Annotated in this window: 27 protein-coding genes; 16 read left to right on the top strand and 11 right to left on the bottom strand. The window is 69.2% G+C overall.

The window, feature by feature from the left end:
• Positions 1 to 564 precede the first annotated feature (564 nt).
• On the bottom strand, positions 565 to 1,533 hold the full coding sequence (locus tag ABZ420_RS07055) for a WYL domain-containing protein (RefSeq protein WP_357118069.1): 969 nt from the start codon (positions 1,531 to 1,533) through the stop codon (positions 565 to 567).
• 63 nt (positions 1,534 to 1,596) lie between these two features.
• On the opposite strand from ABZ420_RS07055, the gene ABZ420_RS07050 reads away from it, so the two are divergent.
• The 6 genes from ABZ420_RS07050 (at position 1,597) to ABZ420_RS07025 (ending at position 9,414) form a co-directional block, all read left to right on the top strand.
• Complete coding sequence (locus ABZ420_RS07050) at positions 1,597 to 3,888, top strand: excinuclease ABC subunit UvrA (RefSeq protein ID WP_357118066.1); 2,292 nt, start codon at positions 1,597 to 1,599, stop codon at positions 3,886 to 3,888.
• Between the two features lie 120 nt (positions 3,889 to 4,008).
• Positions 4,009 to 4,887 (top strand): glycosyl hydrolase family 32, encoded by an 879-nt coding sequence (locus ABZ420_RS07045; protein ID WP_357118063.1) that lies wholly within the window; start codon positions 4,009 to 4,011, stop codon positions 4,885 to 4,887.
• Between the two features lie 120 nt (positions 4,888 to 5,007).
• Positions 5,008 to 6,420 (top strand): L-fucose/L-arabinose isomerase family protein, encoded by a 1,413-nt coding sequence (locus ABZ420_RS07040; RefSeq protein ID WP_357118060.1) that lies wholly within the window; start codon positions 5,008 to 5,010, stop codon positions 6,418 to 6,420.
• 2 nt (positions 6,421 to 6,422) lie between these two features.
• Positions 6,423 to 7,904: an FGGY-family carbohydrate kinase gene (locus ABZ420_RS07035; protein ID WP_357118106.1), complete on the top strand. Its 1,482-nt coding sequence runs from the start codon at positions 6,423 to 6,425 to the stop codon at positions 7,902 to 7,904.
• A 50-nt stretch (positions 7,905 to 7,954) separates the two neighbouring features.
• Positions 7,955 to 8,407 (top strand): thioredoxin domain-containing protein, encoded by a 453-nt coding sequence (locus ABZ420_RS07030; protein ID WP_357118057.1) that lies wholly within the window; start codon positions 7,955 to 7,957, stop codon positions 8,405 to 8,407.
• On the top strand, positions 8,404 to 9,414 hold the full coding sequence (locus ABZ420_RS07025) for a glycoside hydrolase family 172 protein (RefSeq protein ID WP_357118054.1): 1,011 nt from the start codon (positions 8,404 to 8,406) through the stop codon (positions 9,412 to 9,414). Before ABZ420_RS07030 ends, ABZ420_RS07025 begins: the two co-directional genes overlap by 4 nt.
• On the opposite strand, the gene ABZ420_RS07020 is transcribed toward ABZ420_RS07025, so the two are convergent.
• Positions 9,405 to 9,896, bottom strand: coding sequence for a hypothetical protein (locus ABZ420_RS07020; protein ID WP_357118051.1), 492 nt, complete (start codon positions 9,894 to 9,896; stop codon positions 9,405 to 9,407). The two genes, ABZ420_RS07025 and ABZ420_RS07020, sit on opposite strands and share 10 nt — an antisense overlap.
• A gap of 107 nt (positions 9,897 to 10,003) precedes the next feature.
• Between ABZ420_RS07020 and xylB the strand changes: the two genes are divergently transcribed.
• The gene (gene xylB / locus ABZ420_RS07015; RefSeq protein WP_357118048.1) at positions 10,004 to 11,410 is read left to right on the top strand and encodes a xylulokinase; all 1,407 of its coding nucleotides are present in this window, start codon (positions 10,004 to 10,006) and stop codon (positions 11,408 to 11,410) included.
• 155 nt (positions 11,411 to 11,565) lie between these two features.
• Complete coding sequence (locus ABZ420_RS07010) at positions 11,566 to 12,195, top strand: maleylpyruvate isomerase family mycothiol-dependent enzyme (protein WP_357118045.1); 630 nt, start codon at positions 11,566 to 11,568, stop codon at positions 12,193 to 12,195.
• Between the two features lie 13 nt (positions 12,196 to 12,208).
• On the opposite strand, the gene ABZ420_RS07005 is transcribed toward ABZ420_RS07010, so the two are convergent.
• Positions 12,209 to 12,994, bottom strand: a complete 786-nt coding sequence (locus ABZ420_RS07005; protein WP_357118042.1) for a helix-turn-helix transcriptional regulator — start codon at positions 12,992 to 12,994, stop codon at positions 12,209 to 12,211.
• Positions 12,995 to 13,082: 88 nt separating this feature from the next.
• Here ABZ420_RS07005 and ABZ420_RS07000 point away from each other — a divergent pair, with 88 nt between their 5' ends.
• Entirely contained in the window at positions 13,083 to 13,466 is a 384-nt protein-coding gene (locus tag ABZ420_RS07000) for a nuclear transport factor 2 family protein (RefSeq protein WP_357118039.1), read from the top strand.
• A gap of 143 nt (positions 13,467 to 13,609) precedes the next feature.
• Here the strand turns inward: ABZ420_RS07000 and ABZ420_RS06995 are convergent, their stop codons facing one another.
• Positions 13,610 to 15,283: a 2-isopropylmalate synthase gene (locus ABZ420_RS06995; protein ID WP_357118103.1), complete on the bottom strand. Its 1,674-nt coding sequence runs from the start codon at positions 15,281 to 15,283 to the stop codon at positions 13,610 to 13,612.
• A 256-nt stretch (positions 15,284 to 15,539) separates the two neighbouring features.
• On the opposite strand from ABZ420_RS06995, the gene ABZ420_RS06990 reads away from it, so the two are divergent.
• The 3 genes from ABZ420_RS06990 to ABZ420_RS06980 all read left to right on the top strand — a co-directional run bounded on the left by ABZ420_RS06990 (position 15,540) and on the right by ABZ420_RS06980 (position 17,647).
• Positions 15,540 to 16,211 (top strand): FCD domain-containing protein, encoded by a 672-nt coding sequence (locus ABZ420_RS06990; protein WP_357118036.1) that lies wholly within the window; start codon positions 15,540 to 15,542, stop codon positions 16,209 to 16,211.
• Complete coding sequence (locus ABZ420_RS06985) at positions 16,208 to 17,017, top strand: ATP-binding cassette domain-containing protein (protein WP_357118034.1); 810 nt, start codon at positions 16,208 to 16,210, stop codon at positions 17,015 to 17,017. The genes ABZ420_RS06990 and ABZ420_RS06985 overlap by 4 nt, the downstream gene beginning before the upstream one ends.
• 132 nt (positions 17,018 to 17,149) lie before the next feature.
• Positions 17,150 to 17,647, top strand: coding sequence for a hypothetical protein (locus tag ABZ420_RS06980; RefSeq protein ID WP_357118031.1), 498 nt, complete (start codon positions 17,150 to 17,152; stop codon positions 17,645 to 17,647).
• A 223-nt stretch (positions 17,648 to 17,870) separates the two neighbouring features.
• Here the strand turns inward: ABZ420_RS06980 and ABZ420_RS06975 are convergent, their stop codons facing one another.
• Both ABZ420_RS06975 and ABZ420_RS06970 read right to left on the bottom strand, forming a co-directional pair.
• Positions 17,871 to 18,371 (bottom strand): hypothetical protein, encoded by a 501-nt coding sequence (locus ABZ420_RS06975; RefSeq protein ID WP_357118028.1) that lies wholly within the window; start codon positions 18,369 to 18,371, stop codon positions 17,871 to 17,873.
• Entirely contained in the window at positions 18,368 to 18,733 is a 366-nt protein-coding gene (locus ABZ420_RS06970; protein ID WP_357118024.1) for a hypothetical protein, read from the bottom strand. The genes ABZ420_RS06975 and ABZ420_RS06970 overlap by 4 nt, the downstream gene beginning before the upstream one ends.
• A 21-nt stretch (positions 18,734 to 18,754) precedes the next feature.
• Between ABZ420_RS06970 and ABZ420_RS06965 the strand changes: the two genes are divergently transcribed.
• Complete coding sequence (locus ABZ420_RS06965; protein WP_040866453.1) at positions 18,755 to 19,348, top strand: TetR/AcrR family transcriptional regulator; 594 nt, start codon at positions 18,755 to 18,757, stop codon at positions 19,346 to 19,348.
• A gap of 10 nt (positions 19,349 to 19,358) precedes the next feature.
• Here ABZ420_RS06965 and ABZ420_RS06960 read toward each other — a convergent pair whose 3' ends face one another.
• Positions 19,359 to 20,009, bottom strand: coding sequence for an HAD family phosphatase (locus ABZ420_RS06960; RefSeq protein ID WP_357118021.1), 651 nt, complete (start codon positions 20,007 to 20,009; stop codon positions 19,359 to 19,361).
• A gap of 201 nt (positions 20,010 to 20,210) precedes the next feature.
• On the opposite strand from ABZ420_RS06960, the gene ABZ420_RS06955 reads away from it, so the two are divergent.
• On the top strand, positions 20,211 to 20,888 hold the full coding sequence (locus tag ABZ420_RS06955; protein WP_357118018.1) for a PaaI family thioesterase: 678 nt from the start codon (positions 20,211 to 20,213) through the stop codon (positions 20,886 to 20,888).
• Between the two features lie 21 nt (positions 20,889 to 20,909).
• Here ABZ420_RS06955 and ABZ420_RS06950 read toward each other — a convergent pair whose 3' ends face one another.
• On the bottom strand, positions 20,910 to 21,878 hold the full coding sequence (locus ABZ420_RS06950; RefSeq protein WP_357118015.1) for an RNA polymerase subunit sigma-70: 969 nt from the start codon (positions 21,876 to 21,878) through the stop codon (positions 20,910 to 20,912).
• Positions 21,879 to 22,101: 223 nt separating this feature from the next.
• On the opposite strand from ABZ420_RS06950, the gene ABZ420_RS06945 reads away from it, so the two are divergent.
• Positions 22,102 to 22,866: an SDR family oxidoreductase gene (locus tag ABZ420_RS06945; RefSeq protein ID WP_357118012.1), complete on the top strand. Its 765-nt coding sequence runs from the start codon at positions 22,102 to 22,104 to the stop codon at positions 22,864 to 22,866.
• 29 nt (positions 22,867 to 22,895) lie between these two features.
• Positions 22,896 to 23,654 carry a DUF899 domain-containing protein gene (locus ABZ420_RS06940; RefSeq protein ID WP_357118009.1) on the top strand — a complete coding sequence of 253 codons (759 nt, stop codon included), beginning with the start codon at positions 22,896 to 22,898 and terminating at the stop codon, positions 23,652 to 23,654.
• A gap of 91 nt (positions 23,655 to 23,745) precedes the next feature.
• Here the strand turns inward: ABZ420_RS06940 and ABZ420_RS06935 are convergent, their stop codons facing one another.
• Genes ABZ420_RS06935 through ABZ420_RS06925 form a run of 3 tightly spaced genes read right to left on the bottom strand, consistent with a single transcriptional unit; the run spans position 23,746 to position 26,858 of the window.
• The gene (locus ABZ420_RS06935) at positions 23,746 to 24,915 is read right to left on the bottom strand and encodes a sulfotransferase (protein ID WP_357118006.1); all 1,170 of its coding nucleotides are present in this window, start codon (positions 24,913 to 24,915) and stop codon (positions 23,746 to 23,748) included.
• A 3-nt stretch (positions 24,916 to 24,918) separates the two neighbouring features.
• Positions 24,919 to 25,695 carry an SDR family oxidoreductase gene (locus ABZ420_RS06930; RefSeq protein ID WP_357118004.1) on the bottom strand — a complete coding sequence of 259 codons (777 nt, stop codon included), beginning with the start codon at positions 25,693 to 25,695 and terminating at the stop codon, positions 24,919 to 24,921.
• The gene (locus ABZ420_RS06925; protein WP_357118001.1) at positions 25,695 to 26,858 is read right to left on the bottom strand and encodes a hypothetical protein; all 1,164 of its coding nucleotides are present in this window, start codon (positions 26,856 to 26,858) and stop codon (positions 25,695 to 25,697) included. The genes ABZ420_RS06930 and ABZ420_RS06925 overlap by 1 nt, the downstream gene beginning before the upstream one ends.
• Positions 26,859 to 26,879 lie beyond the last annotated feature (21 nt).

Raw genomic sequence — 26,879 nt, 5'->3', positions numbered from 1 at the left:
GGTGAAAGAGCCGGAACCAAATAAAACATTTGGCACTGACATTCATCGACACACTATTGAGTTCTCAAAGAACACACGCACACACATCCAACCCGGCCTGAACCGAACCTTCTGTGAGGCAACTTTCCCAGTCTAAGCAAGCAGCCCACCGAAGTCAAGACTATCGGATGATCCACATTGCACTGAGCTACCAGGCGCTCCTCGTACTACCTCGTTTCCCGGTCCTGCTCGGCGTCTCCGCCTCGCTTCGGCTCCGGGTCGGTGTCCGTGTCGCTCTGACTTGGATAAAGTTACGCGGCGGAAAACGCTACGTCAAATCGCCTGTCCAGCGCGTCTTTTCGCAGGTCAGGGATGCGCCGGTGGGCGTGCGACCGGCGGAATGACACAAATGTGATTCAGGCCACGACAAGATCGTTTCGATGCTCGATCTCGATTGGACCGCACCACGACCATGCCCGCGTCGTTCTGGGTGATGAGGACATCGGTGATGTGGTGTCCGACCGGATTCGCGTCGCCGAGCGCGAGCGCCGCTTCTCGGAGGGCGGTTACGCCGCGTACTGCCACTCATCGCGGGACGGCAGCCGCACGAAGCAATTTCGCGCCGAGGGCGGCGAGGAGATCTCGCATCTCGGCGGGTTCGACGACCTCGAAGTCCAGGTCCAGGTGGGCGATGCGCAGTGCGGTCCACTCCAGGGAATCGGCCGAGGTGCGCAGCAGGCAGGTGTGCGCATCCAGCGGTTCGATCTCCTCCGCGCGCACGCGGAACGCGTCGGCGAGGGTCTCGGCGCCCGCGTGCACGCGCAGGACCACGCGGCGGACCGGCCTGGTGCGGGCCAATTGGCTGGTGACGAAGGTCGCCGCGTCCTCGGCGGGCAGCGCGCGGACCGCGCACCGTATTCCGGTGGGCTGCGGAGACGTCAGCCGATCCACCCGGAAGGTGCGCCAATCCGCGCGATCGACGTCCCATGCGACCAGGTACCAGCGGCGGCCGGCGGAGACCAGACTGTGCGGTTCGGTGAGGCGGCCGGTTTCCGCGTCGGCCTTGTCCCGGTAGCGGAAGCGGATCCGTTCGCTGTCGCGCGCGGCGGCGGCCAAGGCGACGAGCACCTCGGGATCGACCATCGGACCGGCCGGGGGCCCGCCGAGCGAGACGGTGGTGGTGTCTATCGCGTCGACCCGGCGGCGCAATCGCGACGGCAGCACCTGCTGCAGCTTCACCAGGGCGCGGGCAGCCGATTCCTCGATACCCACGATCGCGCCCTGCGCCGCGCCACGCAGCCCGAGGGTGATCGCGACCGCCTCCTCGTCGTCGAGCAGCAGCGGCGGCAGCGCGGCGCCCGCTTCCAGGCGGTATCCGCCTATCGCGCCGAGGCAGGCGACCACGGGATATTCCAGCTCGCGCAGGCGCTCCACATCCCGGCGCACCGTCCGCACGGTGACCCCGAGCCGCGCGGCCAGCTCCGGACCGCTCCATTCGCGGCGGGTTTGCAGCAGCGACAGCAGCTGGAGCAGGCGCGCGGCGGTCTGGGTCACAGGTTCCAGTATGGCCGAGAAGGAGGACAGAACCTGACCTCATCAGCTCCTAGCGTGAGGCTCGTGCATGCTCATCGAGACACCATCAGGATCGTCGGGGCCAGGGAGAACAACCTCCGGGACGTGTCGCTGACGATCCCCAAGGGCAAGATCGTGGTCTTCACCGGCGTCTCCGGTTCGGGTAAGTCGTCGCTCGTCTTCGGGACCGTGGCGGTCGAATCGCAGCGGCAGCTCAACGAGACCTTCACCTGGTTCATTCGCAACCGGCTGCCCAAGTACGAGCGGCCGGAGGCGGACGCGATCGACAATCTCGCGCCCGCCGTCGTCGTCGATCAGAAGCCGATCGGCGGCAATTCCCGTTCCACCGTGGGGACCATGACGGATATCCAGTCGATCATCCGCGTGCTGTTCTCCCGGCACAGCGTGCCGAGCGCGGGCGAGGCGACGCGCTATTCGTTCAACGACCCGCTGGGCATGTGCCCCGCGTGCGGCGGTCTGGGCCATGTGGTGCGCCCCGATCTGGGCAAGCTCATCGATACCGGCAAATCGCTGAACGAGGGAGCCATCACCTTCGGTCCGTTCGCGGTCGGAACCTTCCAATGGCAGCTCTACGCCGAGTCGGGACTGTTCGACCCGGACAAGCCACTGCGGGACTTCTCCACGCAGGAGTGGCAGTTGTTCCTGCACGGCAAGGGGTTCCGGGTGCCGCGCAAGAACCGGAACGGATCTGCGGGGAACAACGCCTACGAGGGTCTGCTGGAGCGGTTCGACCGCCTCTACGTCAAGCGCGATCTCACCGCGTTGTCGGACAGGAATCGCGCGGCCGCCCGCGCCGTGGTCACCGAGGAGATCTGCCCGGACTGCGTGGGCGCCCGGCTCAACGCCGACGCGCTGGCGAGCCGGATCGATGGCCTCGGCATCGCCGACTACGGCAGGCTGGAAATCACCGATCTCATCGAGGTGCTCGCGCGGCTGGACGATCCGGTGGCTCGGCCGATCGCGCGGGCGGCTATCGGGCGGTTGCGCAGGATCGAGGAGGTCGGGCTCGGCTACCTGTCGCTCGATCGGGAAACCGCGACCCTCTCCGGCGGCGAGGCGCAGCGCCTGAAGGTGGTCCGGCATCTGGGCTCCAGCCTCACCGGTATGACCTACATCTTCGACGAGCCCAGCGTCGGCATGCATCCGCGCGACGTGGGGCGGCTGAACACTCTGCTGAGCCGGCTGCGCGACAAGGGGAACACCGTCCTGGTGGTGGAGCACTCCCCCGACGTCATCGACGTCGCCGACCATGTGGTCGACATGGGGCCGGGGGCCGGTTCGCGCGGCGGGCGGGTCGTGTTCCAAGGCACGGTCGATCAGCTCCGGACCGCGCCGACGGCGACCGGCGCGGGATTGCGCCGGGCGCGGCGGGTGAAGGACGACGTCCGCGAGCCGACGGGATGGCTGACCGTCACCGATGCCGACGCCTACAACCTGAAGAGCCTCACCGCGCGGTTTCCGACGGGCGTGCTCACGGCGGTGACCGGCGTGGCGGGTTCCGGGAAGAGCACGCTGGTTTCCGGCGCGTTCGTCGCCGCGCATCCGAAGGTCATCGCGGTGGACCAAGCGGCGATCGCCGCCTCCCGGCGCTCCAGCCCGGCCACCTATCTCGGTATCATGGACCCGCTGCGTCAGCTCTTCGCCAAGCGGCACGGTGTGCGGCCCGGCTTGTTCAGTTTCAACTCCGACGGCGCCTGCGGCGAATGCGACGGCGCGGGAGTGATCTTCACCGACCTGGCGTACATGGATCCGGTCACCACGGTGTGCCGGGCCTGCCACGGACGCAGGTATCGCCCGGAAGCGCTCGCCTACGAGATTCGCGGGGCGTCGATCGCCGACGTCCTGGAGATGCCCGCCGAGGAGGCGCTGGAGTTCTGGTCCGGAGACGGAGACCGGCGCGTGCTCACGCCGTTGCGGGCGCTGCTCGACGTCGGTCTCGGCTATCTCACCCTCGGCCGCGCGCTGACGTCGCTGTCCGGCGGCGAGCGCCAGCGCATCAAGCTGGCCGATCATCTCCAGCGGCGCACCGGATCCGGTATCTATGTGCTCGACGAGCCGACCACCGGACTGCACATGGCCGACGTCGACACGCTGGTCGGGCTGCTGGACCGGCTGGTCGACGCGGGCAACACGGTGATCGTCATCGAACACGATCTCGACGTCGTCGCCCGGGCCGACTGGGTGATCGATCTCGGACCGGACGGCGGAAAGCACGGCGGCGAAATAGTTTTCGCCGGCACCCCAGCGGCCCTGCTGGCGGACGACCGGTCGCTGACCGCGGAATACCTGCGGCGCAGCGTCGGCGTCAGCGCCTGACCGCCCCGCGGGAAAGTCATAGCGTCATCGCACGGATCTCGGCTGCCGAAGCATCGAGCAGCCGAGTTCCATCGGACCGATACCGCACAGGGACGTCTACCGCGGCGGCATCATGAACCTATGACGACACGGGAGGTGGTCCGGGCGGGAGCTTTCGCGCGGATCTACGACCCGGGCGTCGGCGAACCGGAAGCCTGGTACATCAACGATCACACGATCGTCCGCGACGACGCCGGGCGCTGGCACCTCTTCGGCATCACCCACCCGGAGCCCGCCGACCCGTTCGACGAGACCGAGTTCGCCCACGCCACCGCGGACCGGCTGCACGGGCCCTGGACCACGCGCGAGCGTGCGTTGCTGGTGGATCGGAACTACGGCGAAACGCATCTGTGGGCGCCTTACGTGGTCGGCGCCCACGAGCGGTACTACATGTTCTACGCGGCGGGCGGAGCCGACCGCACCGCCGCGGCGATGAACCTGGCGACGTCGCGCGATCTCTTCCGATGGACCCGCTCGCCCGCGGGCCCGCTGTTCCGCGACGGATACGACGCTCGCGACCCGATGGTGGTGCGCGTGGGCGACCAATGGGTGATGTATTACTGCGCGACCAGCGCCCCGACGGGCGGTCATCACGTCGTCGCCTATCGCACCAGTACCGACCTCGTGCACTGGGGTGAGCGCCACATCGCGTACACGGACCCGACCAAAGGCACCGAGGCGGGCAACACCGAATCGCCTTACGTCCTGCGGCACGACGGATGGTGGTACCTGTTCATCGGCCCGCGCCCGCATTACATCGGCACCGACGTCTTCCGCAGCGACAGTCCTTTCCGCTTCCGCATCGGAGACAAGGTCGGCCACATCGCGGCGCACGCCGCGGAAGTGATCGGCGCGGACGGCCGCTGGTGGATCACCAGTGCGGGCTGGGGCCGGGGCGGCGTCCATCTGGCGCCGCTCGACTTTCCGCAGTCGCGCGTGGTCAAAACGGTTCCGCGCTAAGCGGTCCGAAGCACGGGGCCGAGCGCGAATTCGGCGAAAGGCGTCTCCGGGCTCGGTCGCGGCTGGTATCTGTTGATCGAGTCGAACTCTCCGATCACCCCACCTACGGGAGGGACCGGCATGGCCCGTATCGGCGTTATCAGTGTTTCCGATGGCCGCGACTATGTGCATGCGGGCATCGCCGATTTCATCGCCTCCACCGAGGATCGGCTGGTGGCCGCGCTGGCGGCGGCCGGACACGATGTGGTCCGCGGCGCGGCGCCGATCAGCGACAACGCGCTGGCTACGTCGGTGGCGCGCACCGTCGCGGCGGCGGGCGTCGATCTGACCGTCCTGCACTATGCCGTCTGGGCGTTCCCGCATTTCACCATGCTCGCGGCGGGCGCCATCCCCGGGCCGCTGCTGCTGCTGTCGAATATCGACCCGGTGCAGCCCGGGATGGTCGGCATGCTCGCCGCGGGCGGCGCACTGGATCAGATCGGGCGCGGGCACAGCAGGCTGTGGGGTGATCCGTCCGATCCCGAGCTCGTCGAGGCCATCGGCGTGCGGGCGCGGGCCGCGGCCGCCGTATCGGGCTTGCGCGGTTCGACATTCGGGCGCTTCGGCGGGCGGCCGATGGGCATGAACACCGCGGTCGCCAATACCGATCAGTGGCAGCGGCAGTTCGGCATCGACGTCGAGGAAATCGATCAGTGGGAGATCGTGCGGCGCGCCGAACTGGCCGACGCGGGCGAGGCGCGGGCCGCACGTGAGTGGCTGGAGCGGCACACCGCGGGCGTGCACTACGACGGGGCGAAGCTCACCCCGCAATTACTGGAACGCCAGATCCGGTCCTATCTGGCGGTACGCGAATTGATCGCCGAATGGCGGCTGGACTTCTCGGGAATCAAGGGGCAGCCCGAACTCACCCAGTATTTCGCCACCATGGACGTCACCGAGGCGTTCCTCAACGATCCCTACGACTGGAACGGCCCGAAGGAACCGCACGTCTGCGCCACCGAGGCGGACATGGACGGCGCGCTGACCATGCAACTGCTCAAGCGGATCGCGGGCACCCCGGTGCTGTTCGCCGACGTCCGGCACTATCACGCCGATCGCGACATCTGGGACCTCTGCAATTCCGGCCAGCACGCCACCTGGTTCGCCGCGCGCAGCGCCGATCCCGCCGAGAACCTGGCGAAAGTGCACCTGTATCCGGAGGTCTTCTTCTTTCCCGCCGGCGGCGCATCGGTGCACCATCTGGCCGCCCCGGGCCGGATGACCCTCGCGCGGCTGACCCGGCTCGACGGCGACTACCGCATGCAGCTGATGCTCGGCGAGTTCGAGCACTACGACCAGCAGACCAACGAGGCGCTGATGAAGCAGTCGACCCGGGAGTGGCCACACGCGTTCGCCCGGCTGGACGCGCGCGCCGAGGACTTCCTGAACCGCTTCGGGGCCAACCACATCCACGCGGTGCCCGGCGACCACCGGGCGGCCGTCCGCGCGACGTGCGAGTTGCTCGACGTCACGGTGGACGAGTTCACGCGGTGACGATGTTCCTCGGCATCGACATCGGGACCGCGAGTTCCAAAGGCGTGCTCACCGATGCCCGCGGCACGATTCTCGCCAGGGCCGAGCGGGCGCACGAGGTTTCCATGCCGCACCCCGGATGGGTCGAGCACGACGCGGAGACGGTGTGGTGGGCCGACTTCGTCGCACTCGCCCGTGACCTGGTGGCGGCGGCCGACGGCGCCACGCTCGACGGTCTGGCGGTATCCGGCATCGGTCCGTGCCTGCTGCCCGCCGACGCCCAGGGCAGGCCGCTGCGCCCCGCCATCCTCTACGGGGTCGACACCAGGGCCGGGGCCGAGATCGACGAGCTGAACGAGGAATTCGGCGCGCGGGCCGTGCTCGACCGCGCCGGATCGCCACTGACCAGCCAGGCCGTCGGCCCGAAGGCGCGGTGGCTGGCCCGGCACGAGCCGGACGTCGCCGCACGCACCGAGCTGCTGCTGATGGCGAGCTCTTTCCTGGTGTACCGGCTCACCGGCCGGTACGTCTTGGACCACCAATCGGCCAGTCAGTGCGTACCGCTGTACGACCTGCGCGAACGCGCGTGGGCGACGGACTGGGCCGAGCGGATCGTGCCGGGCTGGACCCTGCCGGAGCTGGCCTGGCCCACCGAGATCGTGGGCCGGGTGAGCGCGGACGCGGCGGCCGCGACGGGCCTTCCGGCCGGGCTGCCGGTCACCACCGGGACCATCGACGCCTGGGCCGAGGCGGCCAGCGTCGGCGTCCGCGCCCCGGGCGACGCGATGATCATGTACGGCACCACGATGTTCCTGGTGCAGGTGCTCACCGACCCGCGTCCGCATCCCGGTCTCTGGGGCACCTGCGGCACCTGGCCGGACACATACACCCTCGCCGCGGGTATGGCCACCTCCGGCGCGGTCACCGACTGGCTGCGCAAACTCGTGGGCGGCGAGTTCGCCGACCTGGTCGTCGCGGCCGCGGACGTGCCGGCGGGCAGCAGAGGGCTGCTCGTGCTGCCCTATTTCGCCGGTGAGCGCACTCCCCTGTTCGACCCGGACGCGCGTGGCATCGTCGCGGGACTCACCCTCGGGCACGGCCGGGCCGAGCTCTACCGCGCAGTACTGGAGGGCATCGCCTACGGCGTGCGGCACAATCTCGAGGCCATGACCGAAGCCGGTGGGCGGGCGGCGCGCTTGGTCGCCGTGGGCGGTGGCACCAAAGGCGGGCTGTGGACCCGGATCGTCTCCGATGTCACCGGGCTGCCCCAGCAGCTGCCCGCCGAGACCGTCGGCGCGAGCCTCGGTGACGCTCTGCTCGCCGCCGAGGCCGCCGGAGTCGACACCTCCGCGTGGAATCCGGTCGTCGACACGGTGCTGCCTCGTCCCGAACGCGTCGCGAAATACGAGAAGTACTACCGGCATTACCGGGATCTCTACGATCGCACGACGGATATCGCGCATTTCCTCGCGGCCGAACAGCGCCGTGCGGGTGCGTCTTCCTGAACGCCCGTACGACGATGCCGAGTCGGTTCGCGGAACGATACGAGGATTTCATGCCCACGATCACTCTGACCCAGGACAATTTCGACTCCGTCGTCGCATCACATTCCATCGTGCTCGTGGATTGGTGGGCCGGATGGTGCGGGCCGTGCCGGCATTTCGCTCCGATGTACGAGTCGTCGGCGCGGCGGCATCCGCAGATCGTGCACGGCAAGGTCGACACCGAAGCGGAAGCGGCCTTGACCGCCACCGCGCGGGTGACCCGGTATCCGACGTTGATGGCGTTCCGGGACGGCGTGCTGGTCTACTCCGCGGCGGGCGCTCTGGAACCGGACGCGCTGGAAGATCTGGTGCAGCAGATTCTGTGGCTCGACATGGATCGGGTTCGCCGGGAACTCGCCCAGCGAGCCGACGCCGAGCAACCGGCCGCGGCCGGCGGGCCGGGCTCCGCGCGCAGGGCCGGGCTCGCGCCCACCGCGCCCCGATACGGGTGGCCGGGATTGTGACCGCGCCGGGCGGAGAACTGTGGCGGCTGGACGGCGCGCGAACGCGGTCGGTCAGCGCCGAGAACCCGACGGGAGCGCCCGGCGCGGGCGCGCGGGCGACCGACGGCACCGGAGCACACGCGGCCCGGCTGCTGGGCCCGGGATGGAAGATCTCGCCTTCGATCGCGCTCGCCCACGGGGAGACCGCCACGCTGGCCGACGTTTCCGGCCCCGGCGTGTTCAGGCATTTCTGGCTGACCACCGAACGTTCCGTCCTTCGCGCACTGACACTGCGGATGACCTGGGACGACGCGCCGCGGCCCGCGATCGAGGCACCGCTCGGCGACTTCTTCTGCAACGGATGGGGCGAGACGGCCCTGCTGAGTTCGGAGATGGTGGTGGTCGCGCCCGCGGGCGGCCTGAACAGCTACTGGCCCATGCCGTTCCGGCACCGAGCGCGCATCACGCTGGAGAATCGTTGCGGCCGTGAGGTTCCGGTGTACTACCAGGCGACCTTCACCGAAGAGGACGTGCCGGACGACGCGGGGTATCTGCACACGCGGTGGACGCGGACGACCGGCTTGGGCAGTCCGGCCGTGCACACGATTCTCGACACGGTGCCCGGGCCCGGCCGATACGTCGGCACCTACCTCGCCATCCGCCCGGGCGCGCCGGGATGGTGGGGCGAGGGCGAAGTCAAGTTCTTCCTCGACGGGGACGCCGAGCATCCCACGATTTGCGGAACGGGCACCGAGGACTATTTCGGCGGCGCCTGGAACTTCGACCTCGACGGGATGTATCGGACGTATTCCACGCCGTATCTCGGCCTGCACCAGGTGCTGCCGCCGGAGCAGATCTATCGACCCGATCAGCGGTTCGGCATGTACCGCTGGCACGTGCGGGATCCGATCTGTTTCGAACACGAACTGCGCGTCACCGTGCAGGCCCTCGGATGGCAGGACGCGCAGACCTATCTTCCGTTGGAGGACGCCGAGGTGGCGACCACCGCTTGGTGGTATCAGGCCTGATCGGGGTCGTCCGGATTCGAGGGGAAGTCCAGCGCGAGGAGTTCGTCGGCGCGTGCCAGCGCCGCGTCCATGCCCGCGGTGAGATCGTCCATCACGCTCAGGCCGTCGAGCAATCCGGCGAGTTCGTCCTGCACGGCGCGCAGTTCCGCGATCGCCGGATCGATCGGGAACCATGCGACGGACTCGCGCCACCACGGATCGTCGGACAGCCAAGACCACAGCACATCGCGGACCAGCACCGGGTCGGAGGTGTACATCTGGAAGGACTCCGTCGCCGAACCGGCCCGGTGCTCGAGCTCGTAGAGGCCGTCGGGCAGCAACTCGGCGCGGATCTCGTGCTGGTCGGCGCGGCTGAGCTCGAGGATCGCGTGTTCCGGCCCGGCCGGTTCGCCGAGCAGGTCGCCGAGCGCGTCCTCGGTCAATTCCGGCAGGTGCGTCCCGTCTCCCGTGCGGATGCGCACCTCGGTGGGGTCGATGCTCACCGCGACAGTCTGCCCGATCCCGCGGCCGAATACCCGAAATGCGCCGGTGCGGGACGGATCGGGTGCAAGGTGGTCGGTATGGGAGTGCGCGAGACGATCGAGGCCGGATGACGACGGTCGCGGGAGTCGACAGTTCCACCCAGTCGTGCAAGGTCGTCGTCTGCGACGCGGACAGCGGCGAGATTCTCGGGCGGGGGCAGGCGCCGCACCCGGAAGGGACCGAGGTCGCCCCGGATGCCTGGTGGGACGCGCTGCGCGCGGCGGGCTCGGGATTGCTCGAGCATGTCGACGCGATCGCCGTCGCGGGGCAGCAGCACGGCTTGGTCGCCTTGGACGCCGCAGGCGTTCCGGTGCGGGACGCGTTGCTGTGGAACGACGTTCGTTCCGCCGGCGCGGCGGAGGAATTGATCGCCGACCTCGGCGGGCCGCAAGCTTGGGCCGACGCGGTGGGCAGCGTGCCGGTGGCGGCCCTGACCGTCGCCAAGCTGCGCTGGCTGGCCGACCACGAGCCGGAACTCGCCGACCGCACCGCGCACGTCCTGCTGCCCCACGACTACTTGACCTGGCGGCTGCGCGGCGGCCGACGAGGACGCATCCCCGAGCCGACCACCGACCGGGGCGACGCATCCGGCACCGGCTACTGGTCGCCCGCCTTCGGCAGATATCGGGAAGATCTGCTCACCCTGGCCTCGCGCGGTCGCAGCCCGGCCCTGCCCCGGGTCCTCGGCCCGGACGAGTCCGCCGGACGGACGCCGTCGGGCACACTCGTGGCCGCCGGAACGGGCGACAACGCCGGGGCCGCGCTGGGGTTGGGCATCGCGGAAGGCGACGTGGTGGTCTCGCTCGGCACCAGCGGGACGGTCTTCGCTCGCGCGGGCCGCCCCGCCGCCGACCCCGGCGGCGCTGTCGCCGGGTTCGCGGACGCCACCGGCGCGTTCCTGCCGCTGGTGTGCACGCTCAACGCCGCGCGCGTGCTGACCTCGACCGCCGATCTGCTCGGCGTGGACCTGCCCACACTCGAATCACTCGCCGCGCGGGCGCCCGCGGGCGCGGACGGCGTGGTCCTGCTGCCCTATCTCGCCGGTGAACGCACACCCAACCTTCCGCACGCCGCGGGCAGCCTGCATGGTTTACGGCCGGAGGCCATGCGCCCGGCCACGGTGGCCCGGGCCGCCTTCGAGGGTGTGCTGTGTCATCTCGCCGACGCGCTCGACCATCTCACCGGTATCGGGGTGACGCCGCGGCGCGTGCTGCTCATCGGCGGCGGCGCGCGCTCACGACTGATCGCGCTGATCGCCGCGCAGGTCTTCGGCGTCACGGTGACGATCCCGGAACCAGCCGAGTACGTCGCGCTCGGCGCGGCCCGGCAAGCGGCATGGGCGCTGAGCGGCGCGTCCCGGCCGCCGTCCTGGCCTGCGCGCTCGGTCGCGGAGATTCCGGCACCGGCCGACGCCGCGACCGGGCGGGAGATCCGCGCCGAGTACCGGCGGGCACGCCGGGCCCTCTACGGCTGACCACGGTCTTCGTCGCGAAACCAGTCCGCCGGACTCGTCCGCCCTCGATCCGGGAACCTCGCGTGCCCCGGTTCTCGGGCCGCCGATTTTCGTCGCTGAGTGGCGCCTCGACGGCGTGAGGGGTTTGATCACCCTCGTCGAAGAGAGGTGGACGAATGACCGAGACCCAGGTGCGAAGGGCGGTGACGGCGGAACGGACGGAACTCGCCGAACTCTTGGCCGGGCTGGATGCCGCGAGCTGGGATGCGCCGACCCTGTGCGCGGGCTGGCGGGTACGCGAAGTAGTCGCGCACATCACCATGCCGTATCGCCTGTCGAGCGCGCGATTCACGCTGGGGATGCTCGCGGCGTTCGGCAACTTCAACCGTATGGCCGACCGCACCGCCCGGGAGGACGCCGCCACGCTCAGCACGGCGGATCTGCTGAAATCGCTGTGGGACAACGTCGATCACCCCTGGCGGCCGCCGGGCGGCGGGCTTTCCAACGCGTTGAGCCACGATGTGATCCACGGGCTCGACATCACCGTGGCGCTGGGGCTGGACCGCCGGGTGCCCGAGGACCGGATGCGCATGGTCTTGGACACGATCGAGCCCAGGACCGCCAAGCTGTTCGGCGCCAAACTCGGCGGCGTCGAACTGCGCGCCGACGACCTGGACTTCCGTTACGGCTCCGGCACGGTGCTGTCGGGCCGCGCCCAGGACCTGCTGCTCGTGTTGTGCGGGCGCAAGCTGCCCGCCGGATACCTGCGAGGCGAACCCGCCGAGCGGTTCACCGCGACCGGCTGATCCCAGACGGCGCTCACCTGCCTGGTGCGGCCAGTCCGCGCAGGTAGGAAGCGGTTTGGTCGTCGGCTGGAAAGTACGCCTCGACGGCGACCTCGTCGAGCGTGATGTCGAAGGCCGCGCCGAAGGTCGTGATCGTGCTGAAGAACGACAGTTCCGCGTCACGGTGACGCAACCGGATCGGCAACGTGATTTCCGCCGGGTCGCTGTCCGCACTGCCCGGGGAGCCATAGGACCGCAACTCCTCGTATAGCGCGGCCAGTCCGGGATCCCCGGTCGCCATGACCTGGCGGGCCAGCCGGGGCAGGAGGAAGGCCCGGACCTGGTCGAGGTTGCGCAGCCGGGGCGCGAAGCCGCCGGGGTGCAGACCGAGCCGCATCATGTTGATCGGCGGTTCGAGCAGGTCCGGATCCACGTCGTCGAAGAACACGCCCACGCAGTCGTTGACCTGCACCAGATTCCAGCGCTGGTCCACCGCCAGCGCTGGATACGGTTCGTGTAGATGCAGGACCCGCTGCACGGCGTCGCGGGCGCGCCGCAAGGCGGGGTCGGTCCAGTCGCGGCGCCGGAACTCGGGAGCGTGCCCCGCGGCGATCAGCACGCGATTGCGCTCGCGCAGCGGGATATCCAGCTGTTCGGCCAGGTGCAGCACCATGGATCGGCTGGGTATCGTGCGGCCGGTCTCGACGAAGCTGACGTGCCGGGCGGACACGTCCGCCTGGATGGCCAGATCGAGCTGGCTCAGCTTCCGCCGTTGCCGCCACTCCCGCAGCAGCTCGCCGACCGGTCGATCACCGTTCACCTGCCCAGTATCCCGACGACCGGGTCATACCCGCCATTACCTGCCATGTAATCGACACCCCGGTTCACCCGCTGTCAGTCTCGGCTGCATGACGAACGACCACACGGCACTGCGCAACAAGGAACTGGCCATGCGGGGCTTCGCGGAATTCGCGGCGGGCAACATAGACGCGCTGCGGACGCTGCTGCACGACGACTTCCTCGAGCACAGCCCCGGAAACCCCTCGGGTAAGGACGCTTTCCTCGAGTTCATCGCACAGGCACCCGTGGCCGGATCGACGCTGGAGCTCGCGCGGGTGATCGCCGACGACGAGTACGTGGTCATGCACTATCGCATGATCCTGCCCGGCGAAACGGAGCCCGACCAGGCGGTCGTCGATATCTGGAGAATGGTCGACGGGAAGATCGTCGAGCACTGGGACGTCATGCAACCGGTGCCAGAACCCGTGCAGATACCGCACGGCATGTTCTGACGACAGAAATCCGGGTGCTCGGCCGATCGAAGCGGGGACATGGTCGAGCCTGACGCGGATCGCGCCACCGGACCGGATCGAGGTGCCGGACCGGCCGAGCACCTCGATCGGGTCACCAGCGCGGGACCGACCGCGTCAGACGATCATCTTCGTGCCGAGCGTCCGGCGGCGCGCACAACCGCTGCCAGCGCTGCCGCCACGGCGGATTCGGCTCGGCCGCACGACCATCCGGTGTGTGCACCGCTGCGGTACTCCAGGTAGGCGAGAGCGGATCTGGCGTCGTCGTCTGCGCCGATCGACTGCTCGGTCAGTCCGAGTACCTCGATCGGGCATCCGGCGTCGGACAGCGCCTCGGCCAGCACCGCGAGCGGGTCGCCCGGACGCAGTGTGCGGTGGGTGACCCCGTCAACGCCCAGCGTGATCTCGGTGCTCGTCTCGTCGTCGCTGGTGCGCCAGTCTTTCAAGGCCAGCCACGACGGATCGTCGAAATAGCTCGCCTCGAACAGATCACGCAGTTCGGCGGCGGTGACCTCGGCGCCGGTGTCGTCGGCGAGCGCTTGGACGCGCCGGGCGAAATCGATCTGCAGGCGCCGCGGCAGGTCCATGCCGTACTCGGTGTGCAGCAGGTAGGCGATGCCGCCCTTACCGGACTGCGAATTGACCCGGATCACCGCGTCGTAGCTGCGGCCGAGGTCGGCGGGATCGATGGGCAGATAGGGCACCTGCCAGTCGAGCGCGCGCTCCGCGATGCCCGTCGCGGCGGAGCGGGCGCGATGCTCGGCCATTCCCTTCTTGATCGCGTCCTGATGGGTGCCGGAAAACGCGGTGTGCACCAGGTCGCCGACGTACGGGTGGCGTTCGTGAATCGGTATGCGCGTGCAGTATTCGACGGTGCGCCGGATCTCGTCGATGTCGGAGAAGTCGATCATCGGATCGACGCCTTGCGCGTGCAGGTTCAGCGCCAGCGTGGCGATGTCGACATTGCCGGTGCGCTCGCCGTTGCCGAAGACGCAGCCCTCGACGCGTTGCGCGCCCGCGAGCACCGCCAGCTCGGCGCACGCCACGCCGGTACCGCGATCGTTGTGCGGGTGCACCGAGAGGATGACGCTGTCGCGGCGGGCCAGATTGCGATGCATGTACTCGATCTGGTCGGCGTAGACATTCGGGGTGGCGACCTCGACGGTGGCGGGCAGGTTCAGGATGACCGGCCTGTGCGCGGTGGCGTCCCACAAGGTCGTCATCCGGTCGCAGATGTCGAGCACGTAGTCGGGCTCGGTCAAATTGAACACCTCGGGTGAGAACTCGAACCGGACGTTCGGCAGGTCCCCGGCGCAGTCCAGCACGGCGCGGCCGCCGTCGAGGATCAGCTCGCGCAGCGCGGCACGGTCCTTGCCGAGCACGACGTCACGCCAAGCGGGAGCGGTGGCGGTGTACAGGTGGATCACCACGTCGTTGGTGATGCCGCGGATCGAGGCGACGGTGCGCTCGATGAGATCGCGGCGGGCGGGGGTGAAGACGACGATGGTGACGTCCTCGGGCGCGAGATCGTCTTCGGAGATGAGCCGGACGAAGTCGAAGTCGGTCTGCGACGCAGACGGGTAGCCGACCTCGATCTCCTTGTAGCCCATGGCGATCAGGAGTTCGAAGAAGCGCCGCTTGCGCGCCGGGTCCATCGGCTCGGCGAGTGCCTGGTTGCCGTCGCGCAGGTCGACCGGCACCCACAGCGGGGCTCGGGTGATCCTCGCGTCGGGCCACTGCCGCCGGGTGAGCGGGACCTCGACGCGCTGGTAGATGTCGCGGTAGCGGTGCGAGGGCATTCGGGAGTGCCGCTGGCGATTCCACTCCGGGGCCCGATCCGGTATGTCGCCCGAGGGGGTATCGATGGTGGGGAAAGCGCTGGTCATGGGTCTGCTTCCTGGCCGTTGCGGCCGTCACGACGAGAGGTGACCGGCCACGACGAAGCCCCACGGCGGGGGGCCGGTCGTTCAGGCCCCGCCGTGGCGGCTAAGCAGAAGCATGGTGCGCATGATGGCTAGACTGTACACGACTCCTCAGACAAGTAGAGAGGTACCGATGATCTCGCAGGTACGGCGTCATCCGCTGGCCGCGCAGGCGGCCGAGGTGCTCCTGGCCCGCATCCAGGCGGGCGAATGGTCGTTGGGTCACCGTCTGCCCGGTGAGACCACGCTGGCCGCACAGCTCGGCGTCGGCCGCTCGACGCTGCGGGAAGCCATTCGCGAACTGGCCGGGAAAGGCGTGCTGGACAGCCGCCAGGGCGCGGGCGTCTTCGTGACCGCGCTGCAGGCGACCGAGGAGTGGGACACGGTGCTGCGCCGCGCCACCATCGCCTCGGTGATCGAAGCGCGCATCGCCATCGAGGCCGAGGCCGCCGCCCTAGCCGCCCAGCGGCGGACCCCCGCCGACCTGCGGGCCATTCGCCGTACGCTGGCCGCGCGCGAGGCGCACGGCGAGCCGGTGGCCGAACACGTCGACGCCGATATGGCGTTCCACCGGGCGGTGCTCGTGGCCGCCCACAACGACGTGCTGACCCAGTTGTTCGACAGCTTCCTGCCGCGATTGCGCCTGGCGATGATCGACATGCTGAAGATCCGCCCGGTGCCCTCGGAACCGGCCGATCACGCCGCGCACCAACACCTGGCCGACGCGATAGCCGCCCGCGATCCCGCCGCCGCCGCTGAGTACAGCCGTGCCCACCTGACCACCTTGAAAGAGGCTTTCACGTGACCGAACCGGTGCTCGAACTGACCGACGTGACCTTCCGCCGCGACGGCAAGAAGATCATCAACGGGATCTCGCTGACCGTGCGCGCGGGCGAACGCTGGGCCCTGCTCGGCCCCAACGGCGCGGGCAAGAGCACGCTGCTCGGCTTCTGCGGCGCGGTCACCTTCCCGACCTCGGGGTCGGTCCGTGTGCTCGGCGCGGAACTCGGGCGCGTCGAGTTGCAGCGGCTGCGCCGGGGTATCGGTCAGGTGAACCCGCGCCACCCGCTGCGCTCCGCGCTGACCATCCGCGAGGTCGTGCTGACCGGCTTGACCGCGACCATCGACACCCCCATGCGCTGGACGCCGACAGCCGACCAGCGCGACCGGGCCGACACGATGATCGACACGGTCGGACTGACCGGAAAGGCGGACGAGCTCTGGCCCACGCTGAGCCAGGGTGAGCGCGGCCGCACGCTCATCGCCCGAGCGCTGATCGCGCAGCCGCGGCTGCTGCTGTTCGACGAACCGTCCACCGGATTGGATGTCGCCGCCCGCGAACAACTCCTGGACACCCTCGACACCCTGGACCGAACGCACCCCGACGTCGCCTCCATCCTGGTCACCCACCACCTGGAGGAACTTCCCAGCACGACGACCCACGCACTGCTCATCGCCGACGGTCACGCCGTCGCGTCGGGTCCGGCCCTGCGAACGATCACCACCGAGAACGTCACCGCGGCGTTCGCGCACCCGGTGGAAGTCCGCCACGACGACGGCCGCTGGACCGCGCGGGCGGCACGCAAACCCACCGCATGGCCGGCGCGCTAACCCCATAGACACTCGCCCGTCCAGAGGAGCCCGTCGGGCCGCACCACGGTGGTAACGCCGCTGTAATCGCCACACCGCAATCGCGTGTGAGCATGCAACGAAATCGTCTACCACCGAAGGGAATACGGCTACGTGTGGCAGCTGTATCGAGCGGTACTCCGCACCGACGACCACCGGGTGCTCGGCTATGTGGACGTGGGCGCCAGGCTCATGGAACACGCGAGGATCGGCCACCACCTGGTCCAAGGAATCGAGCGACTGCTCGCCGAACCGGCCAGGGTCACCTGGGCGGGACGGAGTGCGCCACGGTCGCCGAAGACCGAAAACCTGTTTCACACAGTCGATTCGGTCGCCGCCCTGCTACCCCCGGAACACGGGGCGGTGGGCCGGTACCTGCTCAATCACGACTTGCGGATCTTCGTGGACAAAGCGACCGTGCTGGAGAACGAGGTCCGCCACCGCATCCACCCGTTGCCTTTGCTCACCGCCGACCCCACACCGGACCCCGGCCGCACGGTGGGCGACCACACTCTTCTCGGCTCCTGGGCGCACGCCCTGATCTCGGTGCGCGACACCGTGCCGAAGGGCTTCGAACAACGAAAGTTCGACCTGGTCGAACGCCTCCCCTGAGCGCCATCGCCGCTCGGCGCCCGCGTGGACGAGCTCCGGCCCGGCGACCACGGTCGTTGCCGGGCAGCGGCGTAGGTAGAAGGCGCCGATGACTGCGGTGGTGCGAATCGCGGTGAGGGCGTTGCGATGACCAGCGTCGTCACGGCGCCCACCGTCAGGGCGGAGATCAGCGGGTCGATCGGCCTGCGCCACCGCTGAGCGCGGCGGGCGCGGGCAACGAGAACTAGGCCGTCGAGGCGGTGCGGTGTTCGGCTTCGGCGAGTTCCTTCAGCGTCAGCAGTTGCTTGCGCATCATGAGCAGGTCGCCGAGGGCGAGCGCTACGGCGACGAATTTCGGTGCGCTACAGCGGATCCGGACCAGGAGCCGGGTTCCCGTGCCTTCAGGGCGCACCGCGTAGGTGACGCACACCTTGCCCGCGACCAGAGTGATGTGCTCGCCGGGGACGAAGGAGACGAGTTCGAACTGGGACATGAACCGCTGCCCTACCGCCAGTTCGGTGAGCGCCGGGTCGCGCAGGCGCGGGCTGCGTGTGCCGAAATTGTCCAGCAAATCGTAGCTGTAGGGAGCGATCCGCAGCTGGCACAGCCAGGCGTAGACGAGCGCGGGCGGCGCGTCGACGCTGATCGCCCGGTCGGCCTGGAAGCCGCGGGGTAGCCGGTCGTCGCACGGCAGGGGCGCTTCGCGCTCGGCGCCGGTGGCGCCCCACACCGTCCCGGGGATCATGCCGTCGCCGCGATCCGGCGCAACATCTGACGCACCACCAGGCGGTGACCGCCCGTCCCTATCACCAGCGCACGGTAGATCCGGCCGTGCAGACCGGGAAAGTCACCGTAACTGCGGGCGCGGACGCGGGTCCGGCTCGGTCCCTCCTCGTCCAATTCGAAGATCAGCGCGTACTTCGAGAACCAGTGCTGTCCGCGCAGCGCCAAACGGCGCGGTTCCGCGAGGGAATCGACAACGAACCCGGTCGGCGGCGACGGCTCGTGCGGGTCGTGGCACACGACTTTCAGCACCGCTTTCCACGCCCGGTCGCGATTCACGTCGACCGATCTGGCATGCTCATCTATATAGGACAAACGCTCCATATAGAAGGACCGTACTAGTACATGGCGCCACCCCGCAAGCACGACACCGACGTGATCCTCGACGCAGCCCGCACCCTGGTGCTCGCCGAGGGACCTCGCGCGGCCAGCGTGTCGGCCATCGCCGAGGCAAGCGGAGCCCCGGTCGGGACCTTGTATCACCGCTTCGGCAACCGCAACGGCGTGCTCGCCGCCGCGTGGCTGCGGGCGCTGCGCCGCTTCCAGGACGGCACTCTCGCCGCCGCCGACCGGCCGGACCCGGTGGAGGCGGGGGTGGAGATGGTGCGAGCCGCCCTGCGGTTCGGGCGCGAACTACCCGAGGACGCCAAGCTCCTGCTCGAGCTGCGCCCCAGCGATCTTCTCGACGGGGGGCCGGACGCCGAGTTCCGCACCACCCTGGCCGGCATGAACGCGCCGTTGATCGAGCACCTGCGCCGCATCGCCGACGGCGTGTTCGGCCGGGACGGCGAACGCGAGATCGACGCGGTCTCGCGAGCGGTCGTGGATCTCCCCTACGCGGCGCTGCGCCGCCACGCCCACGCCGCGGCCCTGCCCGCATGGCTCGAGGACGACCTGACCGCCGCCGCCCGCACCCTGCTGACCTCCTACCGCCCCTGACCAGCCTGCCTCAGCCGGTGATCAGCGCCGGAGTGAGTTCGTCGAGGCCGGAGATCACCTTGGCGGCCAGGGCCAGCGCATCGGAGGCGGGCGGGTATTCCGGACGTGGCGCCGCGATCACCCGCATCCCCGCCGCATGGGCCGAGCGCAGGCCGTTGCTCGAATCCTCCACGGCCACACAGTCGGCAGGCCGCTGACGCAGGAACGTCGCGACCGTCACGTACACGTCCGGCGCGGGTTTGCCGCGGTCGACCTCCTCGGTGGAGAAGGTCACGGAGAAGTACTCGATCAGACCGGTCCGGCCGAGCACCGCATCGATGAGCGCGCGTGGCGAGGAGCTGGCCAGCCCCAGCGGCCAGTGCTCGCTGATCCGCTGCACGGCCTCGACCGCGCCCGGCAGCACCGGCACGCCCTCGTCGTAGCGCTCGGCCATCCGCTCGATGACCTCCCGCGCGACGGTCTCCGGCGGCTCGCCCACACCCAGTTCACCGCTCAGGTAGGCCGACCACTCACCGGTGCTCATCCCCATCAGCCGCTGCTGGGTGTCGGGCAGCCACCGCCCGCCCTTCTCCGCGACATAGCCGCGCCGCACCAGCTCCCAGACCGGCTCGGAGTCGATCAGGACGCCGTCCATGTCGAACACGACCGCGGTGATACCCATGCGCACAATGCCTTTCGCCAGCCGAAGCGGTCACAGATCGAGCGCGGCCGGATCGCCTCTCCGGCCGCGGGGGAACCGTGCCGGTATCGCCGGGGTAGCGGCGATTTCCGGTCGCGCACCAGCCTAGGCGGTGACGGCTCCCTGCGACGGACACCGCACCCGCCCGGCGAGCATTCCCCGGGCAACCGATAACTTGTTCTTATGAACGAACCGCAGGCCGGCGACTCGCTGCCGAGCAAGGAGCACCACGAGGGCGGGTTCCGGCCGATGACCGAGCTGATCGCCGCCCACGAGGCCGCCAAGGACGACATATCCCGCGGCGGGCCGCACTACGGACAGTTCATCGAGCAGGTGCGCGGCCTGATGGACCGTGTCCGGCTGGCCTCGCCCTCCGACGAGCTGGCGGTGGAGGCGATCGGCATCCTCAAGGAGCTGAACGACAAGCTCGACGACGCCGCGGTGGACGAGTGGTCGACGCCCAACTGGACCCGCTTCGACCTGCCCGCCCGCGGCAACATCACCCTGCCGCCGTTCTTCATCGACCACGTCCACCCCCAGCAGGGCGTCGACGCGCGGATCACCTTCCGCACCTTCCATCTCGGCGGCAACAGCGCGGCCCATGGTGGCCAGATCGCGATCGCCTTCGACGACCTGCTCGGCATGGCGGCGGCCGTGCATGCGGGCGCGGTGACCAGGACGGCGTCGCTCACCGTCGACTACCGCTCCATCACTCCGCTGAACACCGAACTGAAGGTGCGCGCCTGGGCCGAACGGCAGGAGGGCCGCAAGGTCTACGTGCGGGCCACCCTGCACGACGGTGACCTGTTGTGCGCGGAGGCGAACGGGCTTTTCATCGTGCTCGAGCCCGGCCAGCCCTGAGGCTCGCGCTCCGCCGCCCGGTCAGTTGCCCGAGCGCTCCGCGAGGCGGGTCGGCGGCATACCGAAAGCGGCGAACAGCGTCGGTTCGAGAAAGACGGTGATCGCGGCGACCCCGTCGGCGCCGGTGGTGATGACGTGGATCGAATGGGCTTCCAGGAGGCCGCCCGCGCCGCGACGGTATTCCGCCACAGCGGGTTGCCCGTTCGCGGCCGTCGGGATCAGCACGAGATCGCCGGGCCCGGCGAAGGCACGCTCGGCCAGGAACCGGGTCACCGCCTCGCGCCCGGTGAACCACAATGGCACCGGCGGCATTTCGAGCCGGACGTCGGCCGCCAGTAGCTCGGTGAGCGCGGCGAGGTCGGCGTTCTCGAAGGCCGCGCAGTAACGGTCGAGCAGTTCGCGGCGTTCGGCGTCCTCCGGTTCGGTCGCGTCGTCACCGGTGGGGGCGACCTCGGCGAGACGTGCCCTGGCCCGCTGCAGGGCGCTGTTCACCGCGGCCTGCGTCGTTTCGAGCAGCTCCGCTACTTCGGCGGCACTGAACTGTGCGACGTCGCGCAGGATCAGCACGGCCCGCTGACGCGCGGGCAACTCCTGCATGGCCGTCACCACGGCCAGCCGGATGCTTTCCCTGGTGACGAATGCCGTTTCCGGTGTCGACGCGTCCGGCAGTGGTTGCATCCATTCATATGTCCCGGCGTCGTGGTCGAGAGCCGCGTCGGGGTCGGCCGAGCCGGCGCCGAGACCGGCAGGCAGCACCCGCCGCGCACGGTTCTCCAGTGCGCGCAGGCACGCGGTCGTCGCGATGCGGTACAACCACGTGCGCAGCGCCGCCCGCTCCTCGAACGCGGCATAGCCGCGCCAGCCGCGTAGGTACGTCTCCTGGACGAGATCCTCGGCGTCGTGCACCGAACCGAGCATGCGATAGCAGTGCGCGATCAGTTCGGCGCGCAACGGCGCCGCCTGCTCGATGAAATCCTCCTGGACCGGCACGGTCGTACTCCTAGGTCTCGACGTGGCGGGGATGGCACCCCTACCAGTACTGATACGTCCGGCGGGCGAAATTCATCGGTCGGCTCGTCACCGATCGCTCGGGAGCGCGGGACCTCGTGGGCAAGGAGACCGATCGGTCGGCGCCGCACCGATGAATCGTGGCGGCTCCACGTATCCGAATTGGTGAGGACCTCGAGCATCACCGACAGAAGTGGAGACGACCGTGAACGAAACAACCAAACCCGGCGACCTACGGGGCACCACGTCGATCGTGACCGGAGCAGGCCGTGGATTCGGCCGAGGTGTCGCCAGGGCGCTGGCCGCTGCCGGCGCGCATGTCGTCGGCGTGGCCCGCACCGGCGTGCAGCTCGATGCGGTGCGCGACGAGATCGGCGGCCGCTTCACCGCCGTGGCCGCGGACGCCGCCGATCCCGCGACCGCAAGCCGGCTCCTCCACGAGTATCGCCCGCGCACGGTGGTCCTGTGCGCGGGCGCCGCTCCGCGCATGAGTCCCGTGCAGGATCAGACGTGGGAGACCTTCAGCGAGAACTGGAATGTCGACGTGGCCCAAGCGTTCCACTGGATTCGCGAAGCGCTGCGACGGCCGCTGACGCCGGGCAGCTCGGTGATCGCGATCTCCAGCGGAGCCGCGATCAACGGGTCGCCGCTGAGCGGCGGCTATGCGGGGGCGAAAGCCACCGTCCGGCTCATCACGAGCTATGCCGCCGTCGAGTCGGAACGGGCAGAGCTGGGGATCAGGTTCGTGTCCGTTCTCCCGCAGTTGACACCGGCCACCGATCTGGGGGCCGCGGCGGTGGCGGCCTACGCCGAACGGCAAGGCGTCGACGCCGACACGTTCGTGCGGTCCATGGGACCCGCCCTCACCCCGGAGCAGGTGGGCAAGTCGGTTCTCGAGATCGCGACCGCCGCGCACCCGGTCCACCACGCGAACACGCTCACCGCCGCGGGCATATCACCGCTGGCTTGAACGACGCAATCGAAAGGAAGCCCATCACGATGAACAAACCGTCGATCGTCTCGGCACAGGAGTGGGAGGCAGCGTGGCAGCGGCTGCTGGTGAAAGAGAAGGAGTCGACCCGCGCCCGTGACGCACTGGCCGCCTCGCGGCGGCGGATGCCATGGCAGGCCGTGGACAAGGAGTACGCGTTCGAAGGACCCGACGGCAAGGCGAGCCTGCTCGACCTGTTCCAGGGCAGGCGTCAACTGATCGTCTACCGCGCCTTCTTCGAGCCCGGCGTGAGCGGCTGGCCCGATCATGCCTGCCGTGGCTGCTCGATGATGGCCGATCATCTCCCCCACCTGGCCCACCTGAACGCCCGCGACACCACCCTCGTGTTCGCCTCCCGCGCGCCACAGGCCGACATCGAGCGCGTCCGGGCCCGGATGGGCTGGCAGATGCCGTGGTACACCATCACCGACGACTTCGACGCCGACTTCGGCGTGGACGAATGGCACGGCACGAACGCGTTCATCCACGACGGCGACAGCGTGTTCCGCACCTACTTCATCAACAACCGCGGCGACGAGGCGCTGGGCACCACGTGGAGCTACCTGGACATGACCGCGCTGGGACGCCAGGAGCACTGGGAGGACTCACCGGAGGGCTACCCGCAGACCCCGCCCTACGAATGGTGGGACTGGCACGACACCTACGGTAGGCACACGCCGTCGCGGTGGTTCGGCGACCCCGATCCGGACAACCCCAACGACCAACGGCCGCCGCGCGCCGACTCGCCGGGCTGCGCCTGCACATGATCGACGGCGCCGTGCGCCGGTAGGCACTTCGCCGTCACGACCGCGCACTCCCTCGTGCGGGTCGTGACGGCGACGCCGGTGGTCGAGCGGGTCACCGCCCCGGGAAATGCGCCTCCCGATACGCGCCGAACCGGGCGTCCACCTGCTCGGAAGTGAGCCCGAAATCATCGAGGGTGTAGCGGTGCGCCGGACGAGCGGCGCCCGACGTGCTCTCCGAATGCAACGCGGCCATCGCCGCGCGCGCCTCGTCGGTCAGCGGCAGCCCGAAATGCCGGTAGATCGACTCGACGGTGCCGATCGGGTCGGCGACGAACGCGTCGTAGTCGACGTCGCAGAACTGCGCCGCGTCGTGGCGCTTGCGGTCGACGAGGAACCGCTCAGCGCCGCGCGCCCACAGATCCAGCTGCGTCGCGCCGACCACCGGACCCCGGAACTTCTCCGACCAGCCCGCCGTCGCCTGCTCGTTCAAGCTGCACACCGACGCGATGATGGTGCGCGGATCGCGATGCATCTGGATGACCAGTGCGTCCGGATAGACCTCGAAGATGGCGTCCAGCGCGAACAGGTGGCTCGGGTTCTTCAACACCCATCGTTTTCCGGCATCCGGCAGCCCGATCAGCTGGAGATTGCGCCGGTGCCTGCGGTAGGCGGGCGTCCAATCGCGGTCGCGCAACCACTCGGAATAGGTGGGCAGGTAGGCCAGGCATTCGTAGGACACCGACATGGCCGACTGCCGTAGCAGCTGCCAGCACTCCTCCACCTGGTCGGCCGAGATGTGGTGCACGCCCATGAATTCCGGATGCTCCACGTGGTGCTTGTCGTAGGCGGCCGCGAGACGCTGGTACACGGGATTGCTCGCCCAGGTCTCCCGCGGCGGGCGCGGCTGCGGCATCTCGGTCAGCCACATCTCCAGGCCTTGGTGGCCCGGGTCGGCGTTGAGCAGGCGGTGCACCGCCGTCGTTCCGGAACGCGGCAGGCCGGTCACGAAGATCGGCCGTTCGATCGCCACGTCGGCGTGCTGCGGGTGCTGCTTCCAGGCGGCCTCGCTGAGCAGCCGGGCGATCAAGGCGCCGCGCAGGAAGGCGCGGTTGACCTTGTTGCCGAAGGGGGTGAGTTCGGCGTCTCGGGCATAGGACTCGAGCAGCACCCCGAGTCCCTCGCGATAGTCGTCGGTGCCGAAATCCTCCAGCCCGACCACCTTCGTCGCCGAGGCGTGCAGATCATCGATGGTTCCGACGTCGTCCCTACCGATCACGGTCATCTCCTAGTGGTGGTATTCGCCGGCGTTGACGTCCAGGCACGCGCCGGTGATCGCGCGCGCCATGGCGGAGGCGAAGAACACGACCGCGTCGGCGATCTCGTCGGGTTCGGGCAGCTTGCGCAGGTCGGTGGTCTTCGCGGTCTCGGCGTAGACCTCCTCGGAAGTGATCCCGCGCTGCTGCGCGAGATAGTTGAAATACCACTTCAGGTTGTCGGCCCAGATGTAGCCCGGCGCGACGGAATTCACCCGGATGCCCTTCGGCCCGAGTTCGGTGGCCAGGCTCTGGGCCAGCGCGAGCAGGCTGGCCTTGGCCATCTTGTAGGGCCCGAAGGTCCGGCGCGAGTGGCGCAGCACCGCCGAGTTGATCATCACGACCGAACCCTTGGTCTCCGCGAGAGCGGGCACGAACAGCCTGGTCAGGCGCAGCGCGGCGAGCACGTTCGTCTCGAAGCCCGCGCGCACCTGATCCAGGTCGACGTCGGCGAGGTCGACGATGGGGGGGATCGCGAAGGCATTGTTCACCAGCGTGTCGACCTTGCCGAACGCGCTGTGCGCGGCCTCCACCAGGTGGGCCGCCGCCGCCTCGTCGTTGATATCGGTCGGCACCACCACCGCGCGCCTGCCCAGTTCGGTGATCTCCTCGGCCACCTCGGTCAGCCGTGACTCGGTCCGGGACGCGAGCACGACGTCCGCGCCCGCTTTCGCGCTCTGCACGGCGATCGCGCGCCCCAGTCCCGGCCCCACGCCGGAGACGACGACCACTTTGTCCTGCAACAACATCAGCCGAGCATCCTCTCCGCGACGGCGACCTGACGCGCCGCGATCCGGGCCCGCCACTGCTCCGGCGTGACGCGCGCCTGCTCGTAGAACGGCAAGCGGGCGGGCAGGTCGGCGACCGGCACCAGCTCCACGGTCGGCCCGTCGTCGGGTTTCATCTCCCGCGACAACCGCTGCCAGCGGAACTGTAGGTATCCCCTGGCGTGCCCGGTGCGCTCGATCCAGTTCGCCACGCCCGGGTCGCGCTCGCTCACCACCAGCCGGATCATCCCGTCCGGGTCCACGTGCGCCTGGTCGGCGGTGAGGCTGGTCTGGTGGTTGATGTAGTCCAGCGACAGGTACCACATGCTGCCCAGCTGGAAGCCCTGGTAGGGCGCGTCGGACTTCGGCACCGTGATGATCATGGCCCGGTCGTCGTCCAGGTCGTAGTGACCCACCGAGGAGAACTGCGTGCTCAGTCCGCCCGGAGTCTGCCTGGGCTCGGTCAGCGTGTTGACCGGCAGGTTCAGATAGAACCACTCCGGGAAGGCGAGGAAGGTCTTCAACCGCGACACCAGCATCTTGCCCGCCACGCCGTACCGCTTGGTCATCACGTCCTTGGTCAGCGGCGGCGGCGCGTCACCGATCCGGTCCACCCGCTGGATGCGGATCGTGCCCGCCTTCTCGGTCGCCCAATCGCTGTGCACCTCCCGGACCACGAGCATCGCCGCGTCGGCGCCCAGGTGCACGTAGCCGGGTCCGGCTTCACCGGGTCCGAACCGGATCTCGTAGGACCCGTCGGGGCGGATGTCGAGTTCACGGTCGTCGAAGGCCGTGAGGCTGTCGGGTACGTCCACCGGCGAGTAGTTGCCGTTGAGCACCTGGAAGCTCAGGTCGCGGGTGGTGCCGCGGGTGCCGGTCACCACGTATTCCGCGTCCGGCCGCAGATAGGAGTGGTAGTAGAGGGTGTCGGGGTTGTCCAGGCCCATCTTGGTGTAGGGGCCGGTGGACATCACGAAGAACGGGAAGTCCAGCTCGTAGGCCCAGGCCATCTGCAACGACGCGCGGATGCTGCCCGCCAGATAGTCGTAGCCCTCGACGAGGTCCTGTTCGGTGCGGATGTGCGCGGCTCCGGTGATGATCTGCTCGGCGGCGGCGATGGCGTCCGCGAACGGCTGTGTCAGCAAGAGGCTTCTCCGGTGTTCCAA

This window comes from Nocardia sp. NPDC005745, assembly GCF_040630775.1.
Taxonomy (GTDB): Bacteria; Actinomycetota; Actinomycetes; order Mycobacteriales; family Mycobacteriaceae; genus Nocardia.
Note: the sequence above shows the minus strand (reverse complement) of the source record. Positions and strands in the feature narration are given on the sequence as shown.

Bases quoted from the DNA above. Each gene is read 5' to 3' on its own strand.
- ABZ420_RS07045 (WP_357118063.1), top strand. From the start codon at position 4,009: ATGACGACACGGGAGGTGGTCCGGGCGGGAGCTTTCGCGCGGATCTAC.
- ABZ420_RS07040 (WP_357118060.1), top strand. From the start codon at position 5,008: ATGGCCCGTATCGGCGTTATCAGTGTTTCCGATGGCCGCGACTATGTG.
- ABZ420_RS07035 (WP_357118106.1), top strand. From the start codon at position 6,423: ATGTTCCTCGGCATCGACATCGGGACCGCGAGTTCCAAAGGCGTGCTC.
- ABZ420_RS07030 (WP_357118057.1), top strand. From the start codon at position 7,955: ATGCCCACGATCACTCTGACCCAGGACAATTTCGACTCCGTCGTCGCA.
- xylB (WP_357118048.1), top strand. From the start codon at position 10,004: ATGACGACGGTCGCGGGAGTCGACAGTTCCACCCAGTCGTGCAAGGTC.
- ABZ420_RS07010 (WP_357118045.1), top strand. From the start codon at position 11,566: ATGACCGAGACCCAGGTGCGAAGGGCGGTGACGGCGGAACGGACGGAA.
- ABZ420_RS07000 (WP_357118039.1), top strand. From the start codon at position 13,083: ATGACGAACGACCACACGGCACTGCGCAACAAGGAACTGGCCATGCGG.
- ABZ420_RS06995 (WP_357118103.1), bottom strand. From the start codon at position 15,283: ATGCCCTCGCACCGCTACCGCGACATCTACCAGCGCGTCGAGGTCCCG.
- ABZ420_RS06990 (WP_357118036.1), top strand. From the start codon at position 15,540: ATGATCTCGCAGGTACGGCGTCATCCGCTGGCCGCGCAGGCGGCCGAG.
- ABZ420_RS06975 (WP_357118028.1), bottom strand. From the start codon at position 18,371: ATGATCCCCGGGACGGTGTGGGGCGCCACCGGCGCCGAGCGCGAAGCG.
- ABZ420_RS06970 (WP_357118024.1), bottom strand. From the start codon at position 18,733: ATGGAGCGTTTGTCCTATATAGATGAGCATGCCAGATCGGTCGACGTG.
- ABZ420_RS06965 (WP_040866453.1), top strand. From the start codon at position 18,755: ATGGCGCCACCCCGCAAGCACGACACCGACGTGATCCTCGACGCAGCC.
- ABZ420_RS06960 (WP_357118021.1), bottom strand. From the start codon at position 20,009: ATGGGTATCACCGCGGTCGTGTTCGACATGGACGGCGTCCTGATCGAC.
- ABZ420_RS06955 (WP_357118018.1), top strand. From the start codon at position 20,211: ATGAACGAACCGCAGGCCGGCGACTCGCTGCCGAGCAAGGAGCACCAC.
- ABZ420_RS06940 (WP_357118009.1), top strand. From the start codon at position 22,896: ATGAACAAACCGTCGATCGTCTCGGCACAGGAGTGGGAGGCAGCGTGG.
- ABZ420_RS06935 (WP_357118006.1), bottom strand. From the start codon at position 24,915: ATGACCGTGATCGGTAGGGACGACGTCGGAACCATCGATGATCTGCAC.
- ABZ420_RS06930 (WP_357118004.1), bottom strand. From the start codon at position 25,695: ATGTTGTTGCAGGACAAAGTGGTCGTCGTCTCCGGCGTGGGGCCGGGA.